The sequence below is a fragment of the Croceibacterium xixiisoli genome (genome assembly GCF_009827305.1).
GTDB lineage: Bacteria > Pseudomonadota > Alphaproteobacteria > Sphingomonadales > Sphingomonadaceae > Croceibacterium_C > Croceibacterium_C xixiisoli.
Genome location: NZ_WTYJ01000001.1, coordinates 544,109 through 561,848 on the forward strand (window position 1 = coordinate 544,109; position 17,740 = coordinate 561,848).

Here is a 17,740-nt window from a genome sequence, read left to right on the forward strand (position 1 = left end):
TGATCAGGTGATGCCGAGCTGTTCGGCATAGAGCAAGCGCCCGCCGGACAGGTGCCACAGCGCTTCGCGAAAATCCTCCGGCCCCATCGCAAAGCAGCCGTTCGAACGGCCCAGCCGCCCCCAGCGCGCCACATGTTCGGGCGTCGCATAGCTGGCCGCATGCATCACGATGGCGCGCGGCAGGGCATTGGAATTGTCCGCATCCAGCCCACCCAGCCGGATCGAGGTGCCATAGCGACCGGTGTACCATTCCCACGAGATATAGGCGCCCCGGCTGGTGCAGAGCGATCCGTCGACATTCGAAAAATTCTTCAGCCAGCCATCATGTTCCGGGTCCGATCCGGTCCCATGAGTCACCAGGAAACTGCGGACGGTGCCGTTTTCCAGATTGGCGAAATGGAACCGGGGAATGGACGAATGCACGCCGAAATCGGCGATCCCGGCGATGTCGCGTCGCCACAGCACGTCGCCTGCGCGTTCGACTTCGCGCTTGGCGATGTCGAGAATGCGGCGGGTACGCTCGTCAGGCGCGGCCTGTGCGGCCACGCGCAGCGGCAGGGCCAGTGCGGCGGCGCCAGCGGTGGAGGCGGCAAGGAAATCACGGCGGTTCATGGGCAGGGGCATAACCGCTTCATGCCAGCAATTGAATAGCCGCGCGATGAACGTACGGTTCCGGCGCAGGGATCACCCTGCCGCGCGGATCGCGTCGATCGCCTTGCGGCTGGCCGCGACATAGGCGCCCTGGGCGTGGCGATGGGTGCCGACGAAATGGATGAAGGCCGTATCGGGCTTCAGCGTTTCGCCCCAGTAGTTGGGATAACGATCAACCGGCAGCAGCACCTGGTTCGATTCATTGGCCAGCACGAAATTGGACGTGATCTGCTCCGTGCCCCAGATATGCGTGTCGGCCGGGCCTATCATCCGTTCCATTTCCGCCAGGAAGGCGGCGGCCAGCCTCCGGTCCGGCCCCATGGCGGAAAATCCGGCAAAGCCTGAACAGCCGCGCACATAGCGCCAGCCGCGTTCATCGGGGATCATCCCCAGCCGCGATTCGACCCGGCGCTGCACATGGCCTTCGCCCGGTCCTTCGGGATAGAGTTGCCGGGCGATCTCAGCCGTGGGCAGCACGCCGATTTCGGCGTCGTGCCCGCCCAGCAGGATGAAGCTGTGGTTGCGGGCAATGGCGCCCGCCACTTCATCCACCGGCCCGGTGGTCACCGTGTCGCTGTCCAGTTGCACCCAATATTCGCTGTCGCGCCGGTCCAGGATGGTCAGCAGCCGTTCCCAGGTGCCCCCTTTGGGGAAGGGGCCGCGCATCACGCTGTCCAGTCGGATCAGTTCGGGATCGCCGCAATGATGCGCCAGCACCGCGCGGTCCTGCGCGGTCAGCGTGCCGTCATCCAGAATGACGATGCGGCCGCGCCGCAGATGGTGCCACAGGGATTTGACCGCCACCAGATAGGGCAGCAGCACCGCCGTGCCCATCATGGAAAACAGCACCAGCCCGTCATTGCGCGGCTGGATTGGCGGCGTTTCGAGGATATCGGCGATGGCATCCGCATGGCGGGCGGCTTCGATCTGGCTGCGCCAGCGATGCGGCAGGAACCGGTGTATCGTCATGCCGCCATCCTTAGCATGCGGGGGTTAAGCGAAAGTATGCCGGATCCCGCCTCGCGCGATCAATGGCCGATCAGCAGGGTATCGCCCTGCATTTCCACCGGACCGATGCGGCTGAGGAAGGATTGGCCGAGCAGCGATGTGGTCAGCCCGGCCGGGACGATAACCGCATCGATCCGCTCCGCTGCCAGATCGCCCATCTGCACCTGATCGATCACGATGGCCTTGCCCATCACCGTCCCACTCGCCCCGCGGCCGACCGGCACGATCTCGTCCTCGTTCCAGTCGAACCCCAGCGCCGCCGCATCTGCGCCGGTCAGGGCGATCACGCTGGCGCCGGTATCGACCAGCATTTCCACCGCACGGCCATCGATGGTGACAGGGGCGTAGAAATGCCCGTTTTCCGACCGTGGCAGGGTCACGGCGCCTGCTGGCCCCTGTGGCGCATCGGTCCTGGCCGTCACAGCCGGCTCACTGGTGGCCACTGGCTGGCTGGCGGGCGGATCCTTCCCGGCCACCCAACCCAGGGCGCCGGCAGCGGCAACCAGTGCCAATATGGCGTTCGTCTTCATGCCCGCCAGGCTAGCGGATCAGGCTTAACCCGCCGTAAAGTCGCAGGCAGGTGAACAGCCTATTCGGCCGCCTGCACTTCTTCCGTAACGGCCTTCCCCGCGTCGGACATGTCCGCTTCGATCTGCGCCGCGCGCTGTTCCACCAGCGCCACGATGTGATCGAGCATATTGGCGTCCTGCACATGGTGATCGGTCACGCCGGACAGATAGACCATATGCTTGCCGTTGCCGCCGCCGGTGATCCCGATATCGGTCTCGCGCGCCTCGCCCGGGCCATTGACCACGCAGCCCAGCACGGACAGCGACAGCGGCGTCTTGATATGCTGCAGCCGGGCTTCCAGCGCCTGCACCGTGCGGATCACATCGAACCCCTGCCGCGCGCAGGACGGGCAGGATACCACCCGCACGCCGCGCGTGCGCAGGCCCAGCGCCTTGAGCATTTCGAACCCGACGCGCACTTCCTCTTCCGGTTCGGCCGACAGCGAAACGCGGATCGTGTCGCCGATCCCAGCCCACAGCAGATTGCCCATCCCGATCGAGGATTTCACCGTCCCGCCGATCAGCCCGCCGGCCTCGGTAATGCCCAGATGCAGCGGGCAATCCACCGCATCGGCCAGCCCGTTGTAGGCGGCCACGGCCAGGAACACGTCGCTGGCCTTCACCGCCACCTTGTATTCGTGGAAATCGTGATCCTGCAGCAGCTTGATATGGTCGAGCGCGCTTTCCACCAGCGCTTCGGGGCAGGGCTCGCCGTATTTTTCCAGCAGATCCTTTTCCAGGCTGCCGGCGTTCACGCCGATCCGGATGGCGCAGCCATTGGCCTTGGCCGCGCGGACCACTTCGGCCACGCGGTCGGATGATCCGATATTGCCCGGGTTGATCCGCAGGCAGGCCGCGCCCGCATCGGCGGCTTCCAGCGCGCGCTTATAATGGAAATGAATATCCGCCACGATCGGGATGTTCGCCGCGCGGACGATCTCTCCCAGCGCCGCGGTGCTTTCCACATCTGGGCAGGATACGCGGATGATATCGGCCCCGGCATCCTCGCACCGGCGGATCTGGTCGATCGTCGCGCGCGCGTCGGATGTCAGCGTGTTGGTCATGGTCTGCACCGTGATCGGGGCATCGCCACCAACGGGCACATTGCCGACCATGATCTGGCGGCTCTTGCGGCGCTCGATATCGCGCCAGGGACGAATGGAGGACATGGCGGCCCCTATACGCCCTTCCTGCGTCAGGGAAAAGTCATGCGCTGCATTGATCCGTCACCCGGGGGCAAAAGCCCGCAGCCATGGCGCAATTTCGCATTGGCCGCTTTCGGGTGCGGGCGATTTGGTGCATTGCGCCAGGGGCCTGCTCCATGGCCGGTTCCGCCGGTGCCGGGGCTGGTCTGCGGCCGTCCCCGCCGCCCGGAATTCTGCCGATGCCGCATCAGAGCGAATCACTGCTGTTTCTCGGTTTCGTGCTGCTGGCCTTCGCGCTGGCCAGCGTGATGCTGTTCCGTCGGCTCGGGCTGGGGGCGACGCTGGGTTATCTGGTCGCCGGGGCGATGATCGGGCCACATGTCTTCGGCTTGGCCGGGGGTGCGCAGGCAATGATGCATTTCGCCGAATTCGGCATCGTCATGCTGCTGTTCGTGGTCGGGCTGGAACTCAATCCCACCCGGCTGTGGCGCATGCGGCGCGATATCTTCGGCGTCGGCACGCTGCAGGTGGTGGCCTGCGGGCTGGCGATCACCGGCGTGATCCTGCTGTTTACCGGTTTCAGCCCCGCCGCCGCGCTCGCGCTGGGCTTGCCGCTGGCGCTCTCGTCCACCGCCCAGGTGCTGCCGATGCTGCAATCGGCCGGCCGGCTGCAGACCCCGCTGGGCGAACGGGCCTTTGCGATCCTGCTGTTTCAGGATCTGTCGATCATCCCGCTGATCACCATCGTTGCCGCGCTCAGCCGCAACCCGGCGCACGCGCAGGGGCCCGAAGGCTGGGTGCTGGCACTGATGACGCTGGCCGCCATCGCCGGGCTGATCGCGGCGGGCCGCTTCGTTATTCGCCCGTTGTTCAGCCTCATCGGCCGGCTGGGCGAACGCGAATTGTTCGTCATGGCGGCGCTCCTCACCGTGGTGGCCAGTGCCGCGCTGATGGAACTGCTGGGCCTTTCCACCGCGCTTGGCGCCTTCATCGCCGGGGTGATGCTGGCCGATTCGCCCTATCGGCATGAGCTGGAGGCGGATGTCGAACCCTTCCGCTCGATCCTGCTCGGCCTGTTCTTCGTCTCCGTGGGCATGATGCTGGATCTGCACGCCATTGCCGAACGCCCGCTGTTCGTGATCGGCATGGCCCTGGGGCTGATCGTGGTGAAGGTGGCGGTGATCTTCGCCATTGGCCGCTTGTTCGGCATGGCCTGGCGCGCCGCCTTCGCGCTTGGCCTGCTGCTCAGCCAGGGCGGCGAATTCGGCTTCGTGCTGTTTGCCCAGGCACAATCGGCGCTCCTGATCGATGCGGAGGCGGCCAGCCTGTTTTCCGCCGTCGTTACCTTCTCCATGGCGACGACCCCCTTCCTGATGATGGCCACGCGCCGCATCCGCGCGGCGCCGGCTTCCGCGCCCGGGGAACGGGACGGCCCGGTCGATGAAGGCGCCCGCGCGCTGGTGGTCGGCTTCGGCCGCTTCGGGCAGACGGTGGCACAGACGCTGATGGCCGGCGGCATATCCGTCACCCTGATCGACAGCGATGTGGAAATGATCGACGTCGCCGGCGATTTCGGGGCCACGGTCTATTTCGGGGATGGCATGCGGATCGATCTGCTGCGCCAGGCCGGGGCCGGCAATGCGCAGGCGATCCTGTTCTGCACCGATGGCGATCAGGTCGATGCCGGTTTCACCCACGCTGTCCACGCCGCCTTCCCGCAGGCGGCGATCTATGTGCGCGGCTTCGATCGCCGCAGCCTGCTGCGCCTGCATGATGCCCCGGTGGAAAATGTCACCCGCGAAGTGCTGGAATCGGCGATGAGCATGGCGCGGCTGGCGCTGGATCGGCTGGGCCTGAGCGTGGAGGAAATCGACCGGGCGGAAATGATCTATCGCACCCATGATCAGGATCGGCTCGATCGCCAGATCGATAGCGGCGATCTGCACGCCGCGCGGGAGATTATCCTGACGAAGCCGGAAATTCAGGCCGAACGGCGCTGATCAACCCAGCGACAATTCGTACAGAAATTCATCGTCGCGCTTGTTGCCCACCCAGAAATCCAGGTCGGCGACATGGGCAAAGCCGTGCCGGGCATAGAACCGCTGGGCCCCGGTGTTTTCGCTATAGACGGACAGCTGGATCGCATCGGCGCCCCAGCCGCGTGCTTCGGCCTGGACCCATTGCATCAGTGCTGCACCGATCCCCAGCCCGGTGGTGTCGGCGCCGCAATACAGTTGGCTCAGCATGACGGGACCCGCCGGCTGGGGGGCGGGGCGTTCGGGAAATCCTTCGCCCAGCACGATCAGCGCATAGCCGGCGATCTGCCCGTCGCGTTCGGCCAGGCAGATCCGCTTTTTCGGATCGGCCAGATGCGCGCGATAGCTGGCCTGGCTGCGTGCTTGCGCCAGAAATGCCGCCAGATCTTCGGCGGCGTACAGCGTGCCGAAGGCCGCGACGAAGGCATCGCGCGCAAATTGCGCCAGCGTTTCGGTATCGGCCAGGGTCGCCAGGCGCAGAGTGGTCGGGCTGGTCACGAAAACTTGTCTTTCTTGCGATTGCCGAAGCGCATGTTGCGTTCCAGCCGGGCGCGCAGCGCGGCATAGAACGCTTCCAGAAACGCGCGTTCGTCGCCGGCGCCGCTGGTCCAGCCGATCTTGATGCAGATCGCATCCATCACCTTGCGCATGGCTTCGGGCTGGTTGTTGCGCAGCACGCTTTCCAGCACCTGCAGCTCGTGTTCGCCATAGACCGACAGCTCGGCATCGCCGAACTGATAGGCTGGCGTCACGGTCGCCGCCGGAACGCCCTGCGCCGATACGGACATCGCATCGGGCAGCTTGCGCCGGTCGGTTTCCACCACCCAGGTGCCGGCAACCAGATCGCCGGCGCGCAGATTGTCGCGGTTGAAACAGGGGAACAGCAGGAAAATCGCCAGCCAGGCGAACAGCAGCAGATTGATCACCCCGCCTGCCGCCTGCCCGGTGATCAGCAGCATGACGGGGATGAACACCTCCACATCGCGCAGCAGATTGCGTGCGATCACCGCTTCGGCCGTCAACCGGCCGCCGCCGCGCGCCACCACTCTTATGCCCAGCGCCCGCTTGCCCGGGGTCGCCCCGCGCGGTCCCAGTTCGAACCACAGGAAATAGCCGAACCGGGCGAAGAACAGGAACAGCAGCACGATCACGGCCAGCAGTTCGATGCCCGGCGCAGCGCCCTCCCCAACCGAAAACGTCCCCACGCCGATCGCGATCGCAGCGATCAGGAACAGGATCACGGCCACGATCATCAGGGCCAGATCCAGCAGCAGTGCACCGGCGCGGGCGCTGCGGCTGGCAATGGTCAGCGGCAGCGACAGCCCCTCGGCCGTGGTCAGTTGCCGGGCGCGACCCTCGGGGCTCTGGCGTTTCACCTTGCTCATGCGATGGTCGCGCTCCGGCGGCGCAGCACGGTGAAATAGGTGATCCAGAACAGCAGCATCATGCTCCCGACTGCGGCGCGTGCGGGCGCGGGTTGCAACAGCTGGCGGGCATAGCCTTCCAGCAGTCCGGCAATGGCCAGCATCACCACCACGCCCACCATCACCGTGGCCGCACGCCGGCCGCTGCTTTCCGCTGCGACCAGCACCGACTGGCTGCCGGGGAAGGCCATGGACCGGCCGATATGCAGGCCGGCGGCACCCGCCAGCAGGATCGCCAGCAATTCGGTGGTGCCGTGGATCGACAGCCAGGCCGCGAATTCCCAGCCCAGACCGGCATCGACGAACAGCCACATCATCGCCCCCAGCACGGCGGTGTTGTACACCAGCAGCAGCACGGTGGGGATGCCGAAGGCGAAGCCGAGCGCGAAGGCCAGGATGGAAACCGCGCTGTTGTTGGAAAACAGATAGGTGGCAAACACGGTCAGCCCTTCGGCGTCATTCTGGCCTGAAAGGCTGGCCGCCAGCGCCTCCCGCGTGGCGCCGGGCGCCCGCCCGCTGCTCATCTCGCCCGGGATCAGCCGGTGATACCATTCGACATCGCGCGCCACCAGCAACCAGCCGACCATGGTGCCGGCGACCATCACCGCCAGGGCGATGCAGATTTCCAGCCACAGGGCGCGCACCGCCTCGCTCCAGCCGCCGGCCAGGAAGCGGCGGAACCAGCCGGGAAAGCCGTCGCGCGGGCCATAGATCTGGAACCAGGCGCGCCGCACCAGCGATTCTAGATAGCCCAGCGTACCCGCGTCCAGCGTGGTTTCGCGCGCCACCGCCAGGCTTGATGCGGCTTGCCGATACAGCACCGGCAGCGCCAGCAGATCGTCATCGGAAATCCGCCGTGGGCGACCTTTTTCCAGCGCCACGACAATCGCTTCCAACCGCCGCCAGTCGGTCTCGCGTTCCAGCCGGAACCGGTCGGATCGCAGGGATGCGGCTTCGATATCGGGGGGCGAGATGTCCTCGGCCCGGCCGAAGAAGGGAAACAGAGCCATCAGCCGATCGCCTCCGCGCGCTTGGTTTGGAGATAGCGGTCGATCAGGCTGTAACCGATCGATTGCCACGGCGCCTCGATCACATCCACGCCCAGCCGGCGCAGGCGCTTGAGCACCAGCGCCCGCTGGCGCGCCAGCCCATCGGCCGAAACGGCGGTGGCGATATCGGTCAGGTCGCGGGGCGGGGCATGGGCCAGTTCGGCCAGCTCGGAATCGACCATGGTGACGAAGATCACCAGATGATGACGCACCAGCCGCTCGACGCTTTCGACCATGATTTCGGCAGAGGTCGGATCGGAAAAATCGGAAAACAGCACGATCAGCGACCGACGGCGCAGCTTGGCCGTCAGCGTTGCCAGGCCCAGCGTGAAATTCGGTTCGCGCGGCACATAATCCAACCCGGCGGCCGCCGATTGCAGCCGGTGAAAACCGCGCGTGTCGGATACGAAGGGGGTCATCAGCTGCGGCTTGTCGGCAAAACCGAACAGCGCCACCTTGTCGCCACCCTTCAGGGCGACGAAGCCGGCGGTCAGCGCGGCCGATACCGCCCGGTCGATCCGCGCCAGCCCATCCACCGGCTCGCACATCGCCTGGCCACAATCGAAGGCAAACACGATCTGGTTGTCGCGTTCGGATTCGTTTTCCCGCGCGTAAAGCCTGGTGTGGCGGGCGCTGGCCTTCCAGTCGATCCGGCGCCGGTCCATGCCGGGCTCATATTCGGACAGGGCTTCGAACTGGGTGCCTTCGCCGCGAATGCGCCGGGCGATCATGCCGAACTGCGAATCGCGCAGAAAGTGCTGCAGCTGCGGGGACCGCACCGGTGACAGATCGGGCCATACGCGCACCTCGCGCTCCAGCTCCTGCCGGGTCTGCCGCCAGGCCAGCCCCAGCGGGCCGGGCCAGCGCAGCGCGATTTCATGCACGATCCCGGTGCCGCGCCGCTGCGGGGTGATCGTCACGCTGCCGCTGCGCCGGTCGCCCCCGCTGCCCTGATGCAGGGGGAAGGTGCGCAGCCCATCGGTGCCCAGCCGCTGATCGAACCCCATGGCGATTTCCGGCTGCCCGGCGGGCGGGCGGGTGTAATCGGCCTGCACCGTCAGCAGCAGATCCTGCCCCACTTCGGTATCGCTGGGCACGTGCAGCTGCACATCGCGCAGCCCGGCGGCCATCAGCCCGTCGATCACGACCAGCCCCAGCAGACCGGCCGCCAATACGGGCGCGATATACCACACGCCCGGCGCGGTCGCGGCAATCAGCACGGCCACCGGCGCCATCAGCACCAGCAGGATCAGCGCCCGGGCGGTGGGGACGATCGGTGCGCGCACGGGCTTATTTCGGCGCCTCGGTCTGTTCGATCAGCCCGGTCACCAGCTGTTCGATCTGGCGGCCTTCGATTTCGGCGGCCGGGCTCAGCACCAGCCGGTGGCGCAGCGTCGAAACGGCCAGCGCCTTCACATCGTCGGGCAGCACATAGTCGCGGCCATGCAGGGCCGCGCGGGCGCGGGCGGCATTGGCCAGCAGCACGGCGGCGCGCGGCGATGCGCCATTGGCGATATCCGGGTTGCCGCGCGTCGCCCGCACCAGCGCCACGATATAGGCCACCACTTCCTCGGCCAGGGTCACGGTCTTGACCGCTTCCTGCGCGGCGCTGATCGCGGCCGCATCGGCCACCATGGAAACGCCGAAATCGCCGGCCTTGGGCGGGCCGCTGCGCGTGCCGAAACGGGTGACGATCTTCGCCTCTTCCTCGGCGCTGGGATAGGGTACCAGCAGCTTGAACAGGAACCGGTCCAGCTGCGCTTCGGGCAGCGGATAGACGCCCTGGTTCTCGATCGGGTTCTGCGTCGCCACCACCATGAACCGGGGGGACAGCGCATGCGATTCGCCGTCCAGCGTCACGCGCCGTTCCTGCATTGCCTCCAGCAATGCAGCCTGGGTCTTGGGCGGGGTGCGGTTGATTTCATCGGCCAGCAGCAGTTCGCGGAAGATCGGCCCGCGCGTCAGGGTGAACTGGCTGGTCTGGAAATTGAACAGGTTGGAACCCAGGATATCGCCGGGCAGCAGATCCGGGGTGAACTGGATCCGGCCGAATTCCAGCCCGGTCGCCGCGGCAAAGCTCTGCGCCAGGAATGTCTTGGCGGTGCCCGGCGGGCCTTCCAGCAGCACATGACCCTGCGCGATCAGGGCGATCAGCAGATGTTCGACCGTCTCATCCTGACCAACGATCGCCTTGGCGATTTCGGTCCGGATCGCGCCCGCCAGGCTCCGGGCTTCCTCCAGCGACATGCTCATTTGTCCAGGGTCCTTTCGACTTTCCTCAGTGCGGCCGCAGCGCGCAGCAATTCTGTGGGGGTACGGGCGCGGTGCAGGGCTTCTGCGGCGCTGGAATAGTCTCGCCCATGGCCCCGCTGCTCCATCGCCCAGGCAATCGCGACGTCGCGCAGCTGCGGATCGGGCTCGCGAATGCCCAGCGCGTTGGCCATGCGCTGGGAAACCATATTGGCATAGGGTGGGCCGAGCAGATGGATACGGCGCGCCCGCACCACCAGCGCGGCCCCATTGCGGGCCAGCTGCCGCTTGCCCATGACAGCGGTCAGCGCCTCGGCCACCGGCGGCCCGAACCGCAGCATCCCGCGCCAGGCGATCACCAGCGCGGCGAACAGCAGGCACAGCGTCGCGGCCAGGAAAGGCGGCTTGATCGCCAGCGTCAGCAGATTGTCATTCCTGGCAAGCCCGGCGGTATAAAGGTCGAACGCGATGTCGATCTCATACCCATCCATGGTGGTTTCGATCAGATCCATCGCCAGCTCGGCGCGTTTCGGGTCGGCCAGGCCATAATTGTTCATCAGATCGGGTTCGGACACGATCACCAGCGGCCACAGGTTTTCATCGACATCGTCATCCGCATGCGGGCCGACACCGGCGGCATCTTCCAGCATCGGATAGCTGCCGTAATTGTCCCAATAGGCCGCCACCGGGGCGCCGTTCTTGCCGGTCACGACCAGGGGGACGAGATCGGCCGCGGCCATGTGCTGGATCGTTTCGGGTTCGGGGAAGGCACCCGAAAGTCCCAGCCCGCGCCAGCCCGCATCCTTGCCGGGTTCGATCGTCAGACCGGCAATGCCGTCCAGTTCGGATGCCCATTCCGGCACATGCGAAGACACCAGCATCACCCACCCCCGTTTCGACAGGGACAGGGCCGTCTGCGGCGCGGCCATGGCGGCCCATTTCGGCACGACCAGAATGGTCGGCCCGGTATGGCGCCGGTCATTGATGATCTGCCAGATTTCTGCGGCATCGGCATCATGCGACGGGGTCATCACCAGCAACGACTGGGCCACCCGGTGGTCGCCCGAAGCCATCACCGGGGATGCATCGGTCAATTCTTCCTTGCTGCTGGCCAGATGCACGGTGTGCCCGCGCCGTTCGACCAGATCGACCAGCGCGGCATAGCCGTTCAGCCCGTTGGAACGGGCGTGGCCGTTGCGCATCATGCCTTCGTTGCCATCGTCCCAGCCGGCACCGATGGCATAGAGCAGCAACAGGAAGGCGGCCGTGCCTGCCGCCAGCAGGATCAGCACCGCGCGGGCGCTGAAGGGATTGCCGGGCCGCGCCATCAGCTATGCGCCGCCGGTGCGGCCAGGGCGAAGGCGGAATAGGCGTCGCGGGCGGCCAGCCAATCGTCCTGCGACAGTGTGCGCAGCGCAAACAGGCTGCGTTCCACCCGGTCGGCAATCACGCCAAAGCCCGTGCGCGCGGCTTCGGACAGGACCGGCAGCACGGCGATTTCGCGCGCAGTGCTCGACGGTTCGAGCAGATCGGGCCGCGCCTCGCGGATCTGGCTGACGCTGCGGCGCAGCAGCAGATGCGTCGCCTCGTCATAGCGGCCCTCTGCGGCCAGGCGGTCGGCATCTTCCAGCAACAGGCTGGCTGCGGCGCTGTCCGGCACCCAGGCCGGTTCTTCCGCATCGTCTTTCGGTGGCCGCACGGTCAATGGGGCCAGCAGGCGCCACAGCAGCAGCCCGACCAGCAGCACGACGATCCCGATGGCGATCCAGGTGATGGCCTGCGCCGAAACGCCGATCATCTTCCCCAGCTCCATCAGCGGGGTGAACAGCCATTCCAGCCATTCCATCACCTTGCCCAGCCATTCGGGCGGCGGTTCCTGCTTGGGGGGTTCTATCGGCGCGAACTGGATATCGCTGTTGGCACGCATGGCCTGCCAGTCGCGGACAAAGTCCGCGCCATTTGCCGATGCAACCTCAGTTTCCCCGGATCTTTCCGCCACATCGCCTTTGGTGGCACGGCTTGGACCGCCGCGCAACTCGCATTGCTGGCGGTCACACACCCGATCCGGGGCAGATCAGCCGCGTGCGCGGGCCTGCGGATAGGTGCCCAGAACGCGCATGTGCTTGCAGTAAAAGGCCAGTTCTTCCAGCGCGCGGTCCACCGCAGGGGTGCCCGGTGCGCCCTCGATATCGGCATAAAACGTCGTTGCGGCAAAGCTCGCACCGCGCTGATAGCTTTCCAGCTTGGTCATGTTCACGCCATTGGTGGCAAAGCCGCCCAGCGCCTTGAACAGGGCGGAAGGCACATTGCGCACTTCGAAGATGAAGGTCGTCATGGCCCGCTGATCGGCCAGCACGCCCGGATCCAGCGCGTCGCGGGCCAGGATGACGAAACGCGTGGTGTTGTCTTCCGTGTCTTCCACCCGCTGGTCGATGATCTCCAACCCATACAGATCTGCCGCCAGGGCCGGGGCGATCGCCGCGATCTCCGGATCGCCCAGTTCCTTGACATGTGCGGCCGCGCCGGCCGTGTCGGCATGGCTCAGCGGCACGATATTGCGCTGCGCCAGATAATGACGCGACTGGCCCAGGGCGTGTACATGGCTGAACGCCGCCTTGAACGGTCCCTTGCCGATCGCCATCAGAGCGTGATGGATCGGCATGAAATATTCGCCGACGATGGACAGCCCGCTTTCCGGCAGCAGGAAATGGATATCGGCCACACGTCCGGCCTGCGAATTTTCGATCGGTATCATCGCGCAATCGACCGCGCCCGATGTCACCGCATCCAGCGCATCGGCAAAGCTGAAGCAGGGCAGCGGCAGGCAATCGGGCGCCCATTCCAGCGCGGCCCGGTGGGAATTGGCGCCGGGGGCGCCCTGAAACGATATGGCTTGGGCCGGATTGGCGAGCGCGGTTTCGCGCATCTGGTCGACCAACTGGCGGGCGGGGGCGGGGAAGCTGTCCATGGCGCGCAGCCGGTAGAGACGGGGCGCGCGGCGGACAAGTCACTATCGAGCCATAATCGCAACACTATCGGACTTGCACGGATGGCAACCCGCCACTAGAGCGGCCCGCAATACGGGAAATTCTGGCAGAAACTCCACGATGCAAGATCGCTTCAACACCATCGCCGGCTGGACTTTGTTCTCCGGCGTCGTCGCCCTCGGACTATCGATCGTCAGCGGAATGTATTTCCAGGCTGACCGGCCGCACGCGCCGGAAACGGAAGGCTACCCGATCGAAGCCGCGGCAGAAGAAGGCGGGGCTGATTCCGGCCCGGGCCTGGCCGAACTGCTCGCCACCGGCGATGCGGCTGCCGGTGAAAAGGTTTTCGCCAAATGCGTGTCTTGCCACACGATCAATCAGGGTGGCGCCAATGGCATCGGCCCGAATCTGTGGCACACGATGGGTGAAACCATCGGTACCGGCAAGGGCGGCTTTGCTTTCTCCGGCGCGCTTTCCGGTCATGGCGGCGCCTGGACCTTTGAAAACATGGACGCCTGGCTGAAAAGCCCGAAGGCGTTCGCCAGCGGCACCAAGATGAGCTTCGCGGGTCTGTCCAATCCGGCCGACCGTGCGAACGTCATGCTTTATCTGCTTGCCAATGGCGGCGGTCCGGCCCTGCCGACGCCGGCTGCGGCTCCTGCCGCTGAAGAGGGTGCGGCTGCGGACGCCCCTGCTGCCGAAGGCGCAGAAGGCGCTGCACCGGCTGAAGGTGCTGCTCCTGCCGAAGGCGCAGAGGCTGCACCGGCTGCTGGCGAAACCCCGGCCGCCTGACCGGTTTCCTTTCCGTATAAACAAAATGGGCCCCGGTTCTTCGTGAACCGGGGCCCATTTTGTTTGGTGATTCGGCAAGCGTGCTGGCGGGTGACGATTCGGTCAACCGCTATGCCAGGCCATCCTCTTCCGTTTCCATGGTGTCACGGCCCTTGAATCCCTGCGCCACCACATACCATTCCGACGAATCCTTGCGGCTGGCAGGCGGCTTGGCGTGTTTGACCGTGCGGAAATGCTTTTTCAGCAAGGTCAGCAGGTCGGTATCCGTGCCTCCGGCCAGCACCTTGGCCAGGAAGGCCCCGCCCGGTTCCAGCGTCTCGATCGCGAACCAGGCGGCCGATTCGACCAGCCCCATGGTGCGCAGATGGTCGGTCTGCTTGTGGCCCACGGTGTTGGCGGCCATGTCCGACAGCACCAGATCGGGCGGACCATCCAGCGCCGCCTGCAGCTGCGCCGGGGCGGCATCGGCCATGAAATCCATCTGCAGCAAGGTCACGCCCTCGATCGGATCTGTTTCCAGCAGATCGATGCCGACGATCGCCGCGCGTGGGGCGCGCTTGCGCACCACCTGGCTCCAGCCGCCCGGCGCCACGCCCAGATCGACCACGCGATGCGTGCCTTTCAGAAAGGCGAATCGTTCATCCAGTTCGATCAGCTTGTAGGCGGCGCGGCTGCGATACCCTTCTGCCTTCGCCTGCCGCACATAGGGGTCGTTCAACTGGCGCGACAGCCAGCGCGCCGAAGATGCCGTCCGCTTGCGGTTGGCTTTCAGCCGCTTCTCGGGCTCTTTTCCGGAACCTCTCATCGACGTTTCTGCCTGATCTTGCGCAGCGTGGCCTGCGCCAGCATGCCTTCTGCATCGGCGGTCATCATGGCGCGCAATATCCCTTCGCGAATGCCTCTGTCTGCAACGCCCAGCCGGGTGGCGGGCCAGATATCCAGTATCGATTCCAGAATGGCACAGCCGGCCACCACCAGATCGGCCCGTTCCTGCCCGATGCAGGGCAATTGCCGCCGCTCGGCCGGGGCCATTCCCGAAAGCCGGGTGGCGATGCCGCGCATCGCGTCGCTCGGCACGATCAGCCCGTCGATCGCCCGGCGATCATATTGCGGCAGGTCCAGATGCAGGCTGGCCAGGGTCGTCACCGTGCCGCTGGTGCCCAGCAGCCGCAGGTCGGGCGTGCGCTGATCGGCGATCCGTTCGGCAAAGGGGGCGAAGCTCTCGCTCACCAGTCGGCGCATTTCCTGGTAACGGGCCATGCGATGGGCTGCATCGCCCTCTTCCCCGCCCACGGTCTCGCTCAGCGACACCACACCCCAGGGCACGCTCTGCCAGTCCATGATGCGCGGTACGGGCGCGCCCGGTTCGATCAGCACCAGTTCGGTGGAACCGCCGCCGATGTCGAAGATCACCGCCGGGCCGATGCCGTCTTCCAGCAGGATGTGGCACCCCAGTACCGCCAGCCGCGCCTCTTCCCCGGCGGAAATGATATCCAGCTGGATACCGGTTTCCTGCCGCACGCGTTCGATGAATTCCGCGCCATTGCTGGCCCGGCGGCATGCCTCGGTCGCGACGGAACGGGCCAGATGGACATTGCGCTTGCGCAGCTTGTCGGCACAAATCCGCAACGCGCCCACTGCACGATCCATTGCCCGTTCGCTCAATTCGCCGGTTTGCGCCAGGCCTTCGCCCAGCCGGACGACCCGGCTGAAGGCGTCGATCACCACGAAGCTGTCGTCCGCCGGGCGCGCGATCAGCAGCCGGCAGTTGTTCGTACCCAGATCGATCGCAGCATAGGACTGGCGCGTCTGGCTATGCGCGGCCCGCCGCCAGGGGCCGTTCGCCGTTCCGCCATCGCCAGCCGTTTGGCCGTTCCACCGGGGGGACGGATCCGCCTGCCGACCATTCCTGCCGGCCGGCTTGGACTTGTTTCCGTTTGAAAAACCCCGGCTTTCCGGCGGGTCGATGTCCGCCATGATGTGCCAACACTCACTTATCATTATACCCGCCATACTGGCGGAACTTGGCACCCAAGCTAGCGAAGGGCAGGCGGATCGGCAAGGTGTGCTGCGGAAAGAAGCCAACAGCCTGCCGTCGCGGGGCGGGGCGGCGGTGAAAAAATTGCGCGGCACTGGCGAATTCGTCCCAGCTATCGCTTGACCCCCACGACCCTGCGGGCTAGGGGCGCGCTTCCGTTGCCCCGTCGTCTAAAGGTAAGACTACGGACTCTGACTCCGTCAATCGAGGTTCGAATCCTCGCGGGGCATCCACCTACCTTCCATTTCCGATCTGATCGCCAAATGTGTGGCGACGTCATTATGCCGTCGGTCACGCTGGTGGAACCGGTCTGGACCTGCGGTGATCCGACGGCAGGACGGCTGAAACGAGCTCTAACGCTGTCCGACAGGGGCCGGTGACTGACGCTGTGTGACGTCCGGCCCGGTGGGTGACGCATCGCCGGCCGGGGTCTTGGCGGCTTCCTGCAGCGCTTCCTGCGCAAAACCGCCCGCTTCGTCGGCTGGGGGCAGTCGCTCATGCTGGCGCGCCTCGGTGGCGGCATCTTCCAGCACCTCACGGGCGGCGGGGCTGCTCTGTGCCGCGGCGCCTTCCAACTGCTCGGCGATGTCTTCGGCCGGAACGGATTCCTGTTTTTCCTCACTGCACGCAGGCAAGACGAAGGCCAGGACGGCGACGAGAACGGCTTTGCGCATGATCTAAGCTCCTGATGGCAGCTTTCAAACCAGTCTGCGCTGCCGGACCGGCTTTAGAACGACCTTGATCAGCGGCTGTTCCAGCAATTGATCGGCATGGGGCAGCCCTTGCCCTCGGCTGCCGACGGCATCAGGAATTTTTGGCCCTTTTGCTTCGATAGAATTGCGCCTGGGTCACGCGCAGGCCATGCAGGCCTGCCTGTTCGATGGATCGCCGCCAGCCAATGAATTCCTCCAGCGAGATGGAATAACGCACCAGCGCTTCGTCGAGGGAAAGAAGCCCTCCATTGACCGCATAAACGACTTGAGCCTTGCGCGCCGGCACCCAGCGGGAAATCGTCCGCGATGGCAGGGTTGCAATCGTCAGCATCTCCCCATGCGGCCCCATCACTTCGTGCGGCCTGGCTGGCTCGACGCCTGACATGATTCCCTCCGATCTGGTGTTGCAGGGCGGAAGCTGGCTGTTTGTGATTACCAAATTGTAACGTTGAATGGTAAATGTCACATAAAAATGTTACATATTGCACTGCAGCATTTTTCGGCCGCCGATTTTCTGCCGGATGTGAGGGAGTGTGCAGAAATGTTCATGCCGATGATCTGCCGTCTGATCGGGCATCGGCGGAATCGCAAGCGGGTCTGGCATGACGGGTTGAACTATCGCTCGCGTTGCGCCCGTTGCGAATTGCCCATGCTGCGCCAGGGCGGCGGCTGGGCTCTGTTCGATCCCGCCGTCCATGATGATGATCGGCGTTCCACGAGAGATGTCGATTCCTGACCCCGCCGCTTGGACCGAGATCAGTTGAGCAGCCGGCAATGCGCGACCATATCCTTGCGCTCGGGCAACCAGACGAAGCAGATCACCGCCTTGTTGTCCTTCTGCAGGATGAAATTGTAGTCATTGCCATTGCTGTATTGCTGATAGGTGTGGGATGAGATCTGCCAGCCTTCGGTGATATATTCGCTCATAGATTTGGGCGCTGCCGTCCACAGCACGCCATTGTCCTGCGCTGCCACCGGAACCGCTGCAGCCAGCAGCGTCGCTGCCATGGCCATCATCGCACCAGATCGCTTCATTATGATCTCCTTCGGACCCGTTCTGAAAAATGTCTGTGCCTGA

The 17,740-nt window shown here is 65.4% G+C and carries 20 protein-coding genes and 1 tRNA gene; 4 read left to right on the top strand and 17 right to left on the bottom strand.

Translation table 11 applies throughout. From position 1 onward, the window contains the following. Positions 1-3 precede the first annotated feature (3 nt). From GRI97_RS02645 to ispG, 4 genes are all read right to left on the bottom strand, one after another. Entirely contained in the window at positions 4-612 is a 609-nt protein-coding gene (locus GRI97_RS02645) for a murein L,D-transpeptidase catalytic domain-containing protein (RefSeq protein ID WP_161389570.1), read from the bottom strand. Between the two features lie 72 nt (positions 613-684). Then, positions 685-1,620, bottom strand: a complete 936-nt coding sequence (locus tag GRI97_RS02650; protein WP_161389571.1) for a hypothetical protein — start codon at positions 1,618-1,620, stop codon at positions 685-687. 59 nt (positions 1,621-1,679) lie between these two features. After that, on the bottom strand, positions 1,680-2,189 hold the full coding sequence (locus tag GRI97_RS02655) for a retropepsin-like aspartic protease family protein (protein ID WP_161389572.1): 510 nt from the start codon (positions 2,187-2,189) through the stop codon (positions 1,680-1,682). Positions 2,190-2,248: 59 nt separating this feature from the next. Next, complete coding sequence (ispG, locus tag GRI97_RS02660; RefSeq protein WP_161389573.1) at positions 2,249-3,397, bottom strand: flavodoxin-dependent (E)-4-hydroxy-3-methylbut-2-enyl-diphosphate synthase; 1,149 nt, start codon at positions 3,395-3,397, stop codon at positions 2,249-2,251. A 215-nt stretch (positions 3,398-3,612) separates the two neighbouring features. On the opposite strand from ispG, the gene GRI97_RS02665 reads away from it, so the two are divergent. Beyond that, the gene (locus GRI97_RS02665; RefSeq protein WP_161390788.1) at positions 3,613-5,373 is read left to right on the top strand and encodes a cation:proton antiporter domain-containing protein; all 1,761 of its coding nucleotides are present in this window, start codon (positions 3,613-3,615) and stop codon (positions 5,371-5,373) included. On the opposite strand, the gene GRI97_RS02670 is transcribed toward GRI97_RS02665, so the two are convergent. The 8 genes from GRI97_RS02670 to GRI97_RS02705 all read right to left on the bottom strand — a co-directional run bounded on the left by GRI97_RS02670 (position 5,374) and on the right by GRI97_RS02705 (position 13,100). Beyond that, positions 5,374-5,907: a GNAT family N-acetyltransferase gene (locus tag GRI97_RS02670; protein WP_328598487.1), complete on the bottom strand. Its 534-nt coding sequence runs from the start codon at positions 5,905-5,907 to the stop codon at positions 5,374-5,376. It lies immediately after the preceding gene. After that, complete coding sequence (locus tag GRI97_RS02675; RefSeq protein ID WP_161389574.1) at positions 5,904-6,794, bottom strand: RDD family protein; 891 nt, start codon at positions 6,792-6,794, stop codon at positions 5,904-5,906. The genes GRI97_RS02670 and GRI97_RS02675 overlap by 4 nt, the downstream gene beginning before the upstream one ends. Then, positions 6,791-7,843, bottom strand: a complete 1,053-nt coding sequence (locus GRI97_RS02680) for a stage II sporulation protein M (protein ID WP_161389575.1) — start codon at positions 7,841-7,843, stop codon at positions 6,791-6,793. The genes GRI97_RS02675 and GRI97_RS02680 overlap by 4 nt, the downstream gene beginning before the upstream one ends. Further along, on the bottom strand, positions 7,843-9,168 hold the full coding sequence (locus GRI97_RS02685) for a DUF58 domain-containing protein (RefSeq protein WP_377018668.1): 1,326 nt from the start codon (positions 9,166-9,168) through the stop codon (positions 7,843-7,845). The genes GRI97_RS02680 and GRI97_RS02685 overlap by 1 nt, the downstream gene beginning before the upstream one ends. Positions 9,169-9,172: 4 nt before the next feature. Beyond that, positions 9,173-10,129 carry an AAA family ATPase gene (locus GRI97_RS02690; RefSeq protein WP_377019612.1) on the bottom strand — a complete coding sequence of 319 codons (957 nt, stop codon included), beginning with the start codon at positions 10,127-10,129 and terminating at the stop codon, positions 9,173-9,175. 2 nt (positions 10,130-10,131) lie between these two features. Next, positions 10,132-11,460, bottom strand: a complete 1,329-nt coding sequence (locus tag GRI97_RS02695; RefSeq protein ID WP_161389577.1) for a DUF4350 domain-containing protein — start codon at positions 11,458-11,460, stop codon at positions 10,132-10,134. Then, positions 11,460-12,059, bottom strand: a complete 600-nt coding sequence (locus GRI97_RS02700) for a hypothetical protein (RefSeq protein WP_161389578.1) — start codon at positions 12,057-12,059, stop codon at positions 11,460-11,462. Before GRI97_RS02700 ends, GRI97_RS02695 begins: the two co-directional genes overlap by 1 nt. Positions 12,060-12,206: 147 nt before the next feature. Next, the gene (locus tag GRI97_RS02705; protein WP_161389579.1) at positions 12,207-13,100 is read right to left on the bottom strand and encodes a prephenate dehydratase; all 894 of its coding nucleotides are present in this window, start codon (positions 13,098-13,100) and stop codon (positions 12,207-12,209) included. 139 nt (positions 13,101-13,239) lie between these two features. On the opposite strand from GRI97_RS02705, the gene GRI97_RS02710 reads away from it, so the two are divergent. After that, a complete protein-coding gene (locus GRI97_RS02710) occupies positions 13,240-13,911 on the top strand; it encodes a c-type cytochrome (RefSeq protein WP_161389580.1) in 672 nt (223 codons plus the stop codon). A 109-nt stretch (positions 13,912-14,020) separates the two neighbouring features. Here the strand turns inward: GRI97_RS02710 and GRI97_RS02715 are convergent, their stop codons facing one another. Together GRI97_RS02715 and GRI97_RS02720 are read right to left on the bottom strand one after the other, a co-directional pair. Continuing rightward, positions 14,021-14,716, bottom strand: a complete 696-nt coding sequence (locus tag GRI97_RS02715; protein WP_161389581.1) for an RlmE family RNA methyltransferase — start codon at positions 14,714-14,716, stop codon at positions 14,021-14,023. Further along, complete coding sequence (locus GRI97_RS02720; protein WP_161389582.1) at positions 14,713-15,888, bottom strand: Ppx/GppA phosphatase family protein; 1,176 nt, start codon at positions 15,886-15,888, stop codon at positions 14,713-14,715. The genes GRI97_RS02715 and GRI97_RS02720 overlap by 4 nt, the downstream gene beginning before the upstream one ends. A 220-nt stretch (positions 15,889-16,108) precedes the next feature. Here GRI97_RS02720 and GRI97_RS02725 point away from each other — a divergent pair. Then, positions 16,109-16,182 (top strand) — tRNA-Gln (locus GRI97_RS02725). A 120-nt stretch (positions 16,183-16,302) separates the two neighbouring features. Here GRI97_RS02725 and GRI97_RS02730 read toward each other — a convergent pair. Both GRI97_RS02730 and sciP read right to left on the bottom strand, forming a co-directional pair. Then, positions 16,303-16,623 (bottom strand): hypothetical protein, encoded by a 321-nt coding sequence (locus GRI97_RS02730; RefSeq protein ID WP_161389583.1) that lies wholly within the window; start codon positions 16,621-16,623, stop codon positions 16,303-16,305. 130 nt (positions 16,624-16,753) lie between these two features. Further along, complete coding sequence (gene sciP / locus GRI97_RS02735) at positions 16,754-17,047, bottom strand: CtrA inhibitor SciP (protein ID WP_161390791.1); 294 nt, start codon at positions 17,045-17,047, stop codon at positions 16,754-16,756. A 162-nt stretch (positions 17,048-17,209) separates the two neighbouring features. On the opposite strand from sciP, the gene GRI97_RS02740 reads away from it, so the two are divergent. Continuing rightward, entirely contained in the window at positions 17,210-17,398 is a 189-nt protein-coding gene (locus GRI97_RS02740) for a hypothetical protein (protein WP_235917585.1), read from the top strand. Between the two features lie 20 nt (positions 17,399-17,418). On the opposite strand, the gene GRI97_RS02745 is transcribed toward GRI97_RS02740, so the two are convergent. Continuing rightward, complete coding sequence (locus tag GRI97_RS02745) at positions 17,419-17,697, bottom strand: hypothetical protein (RefSeq protein ID WP_161389585.1); 279 nt, start codon at positions 17,695-17,697, stop codon at positions 17,419-17,421. Between the last annotated feature and the right edge of the window lie 43 nt (positions 17,698-17,740).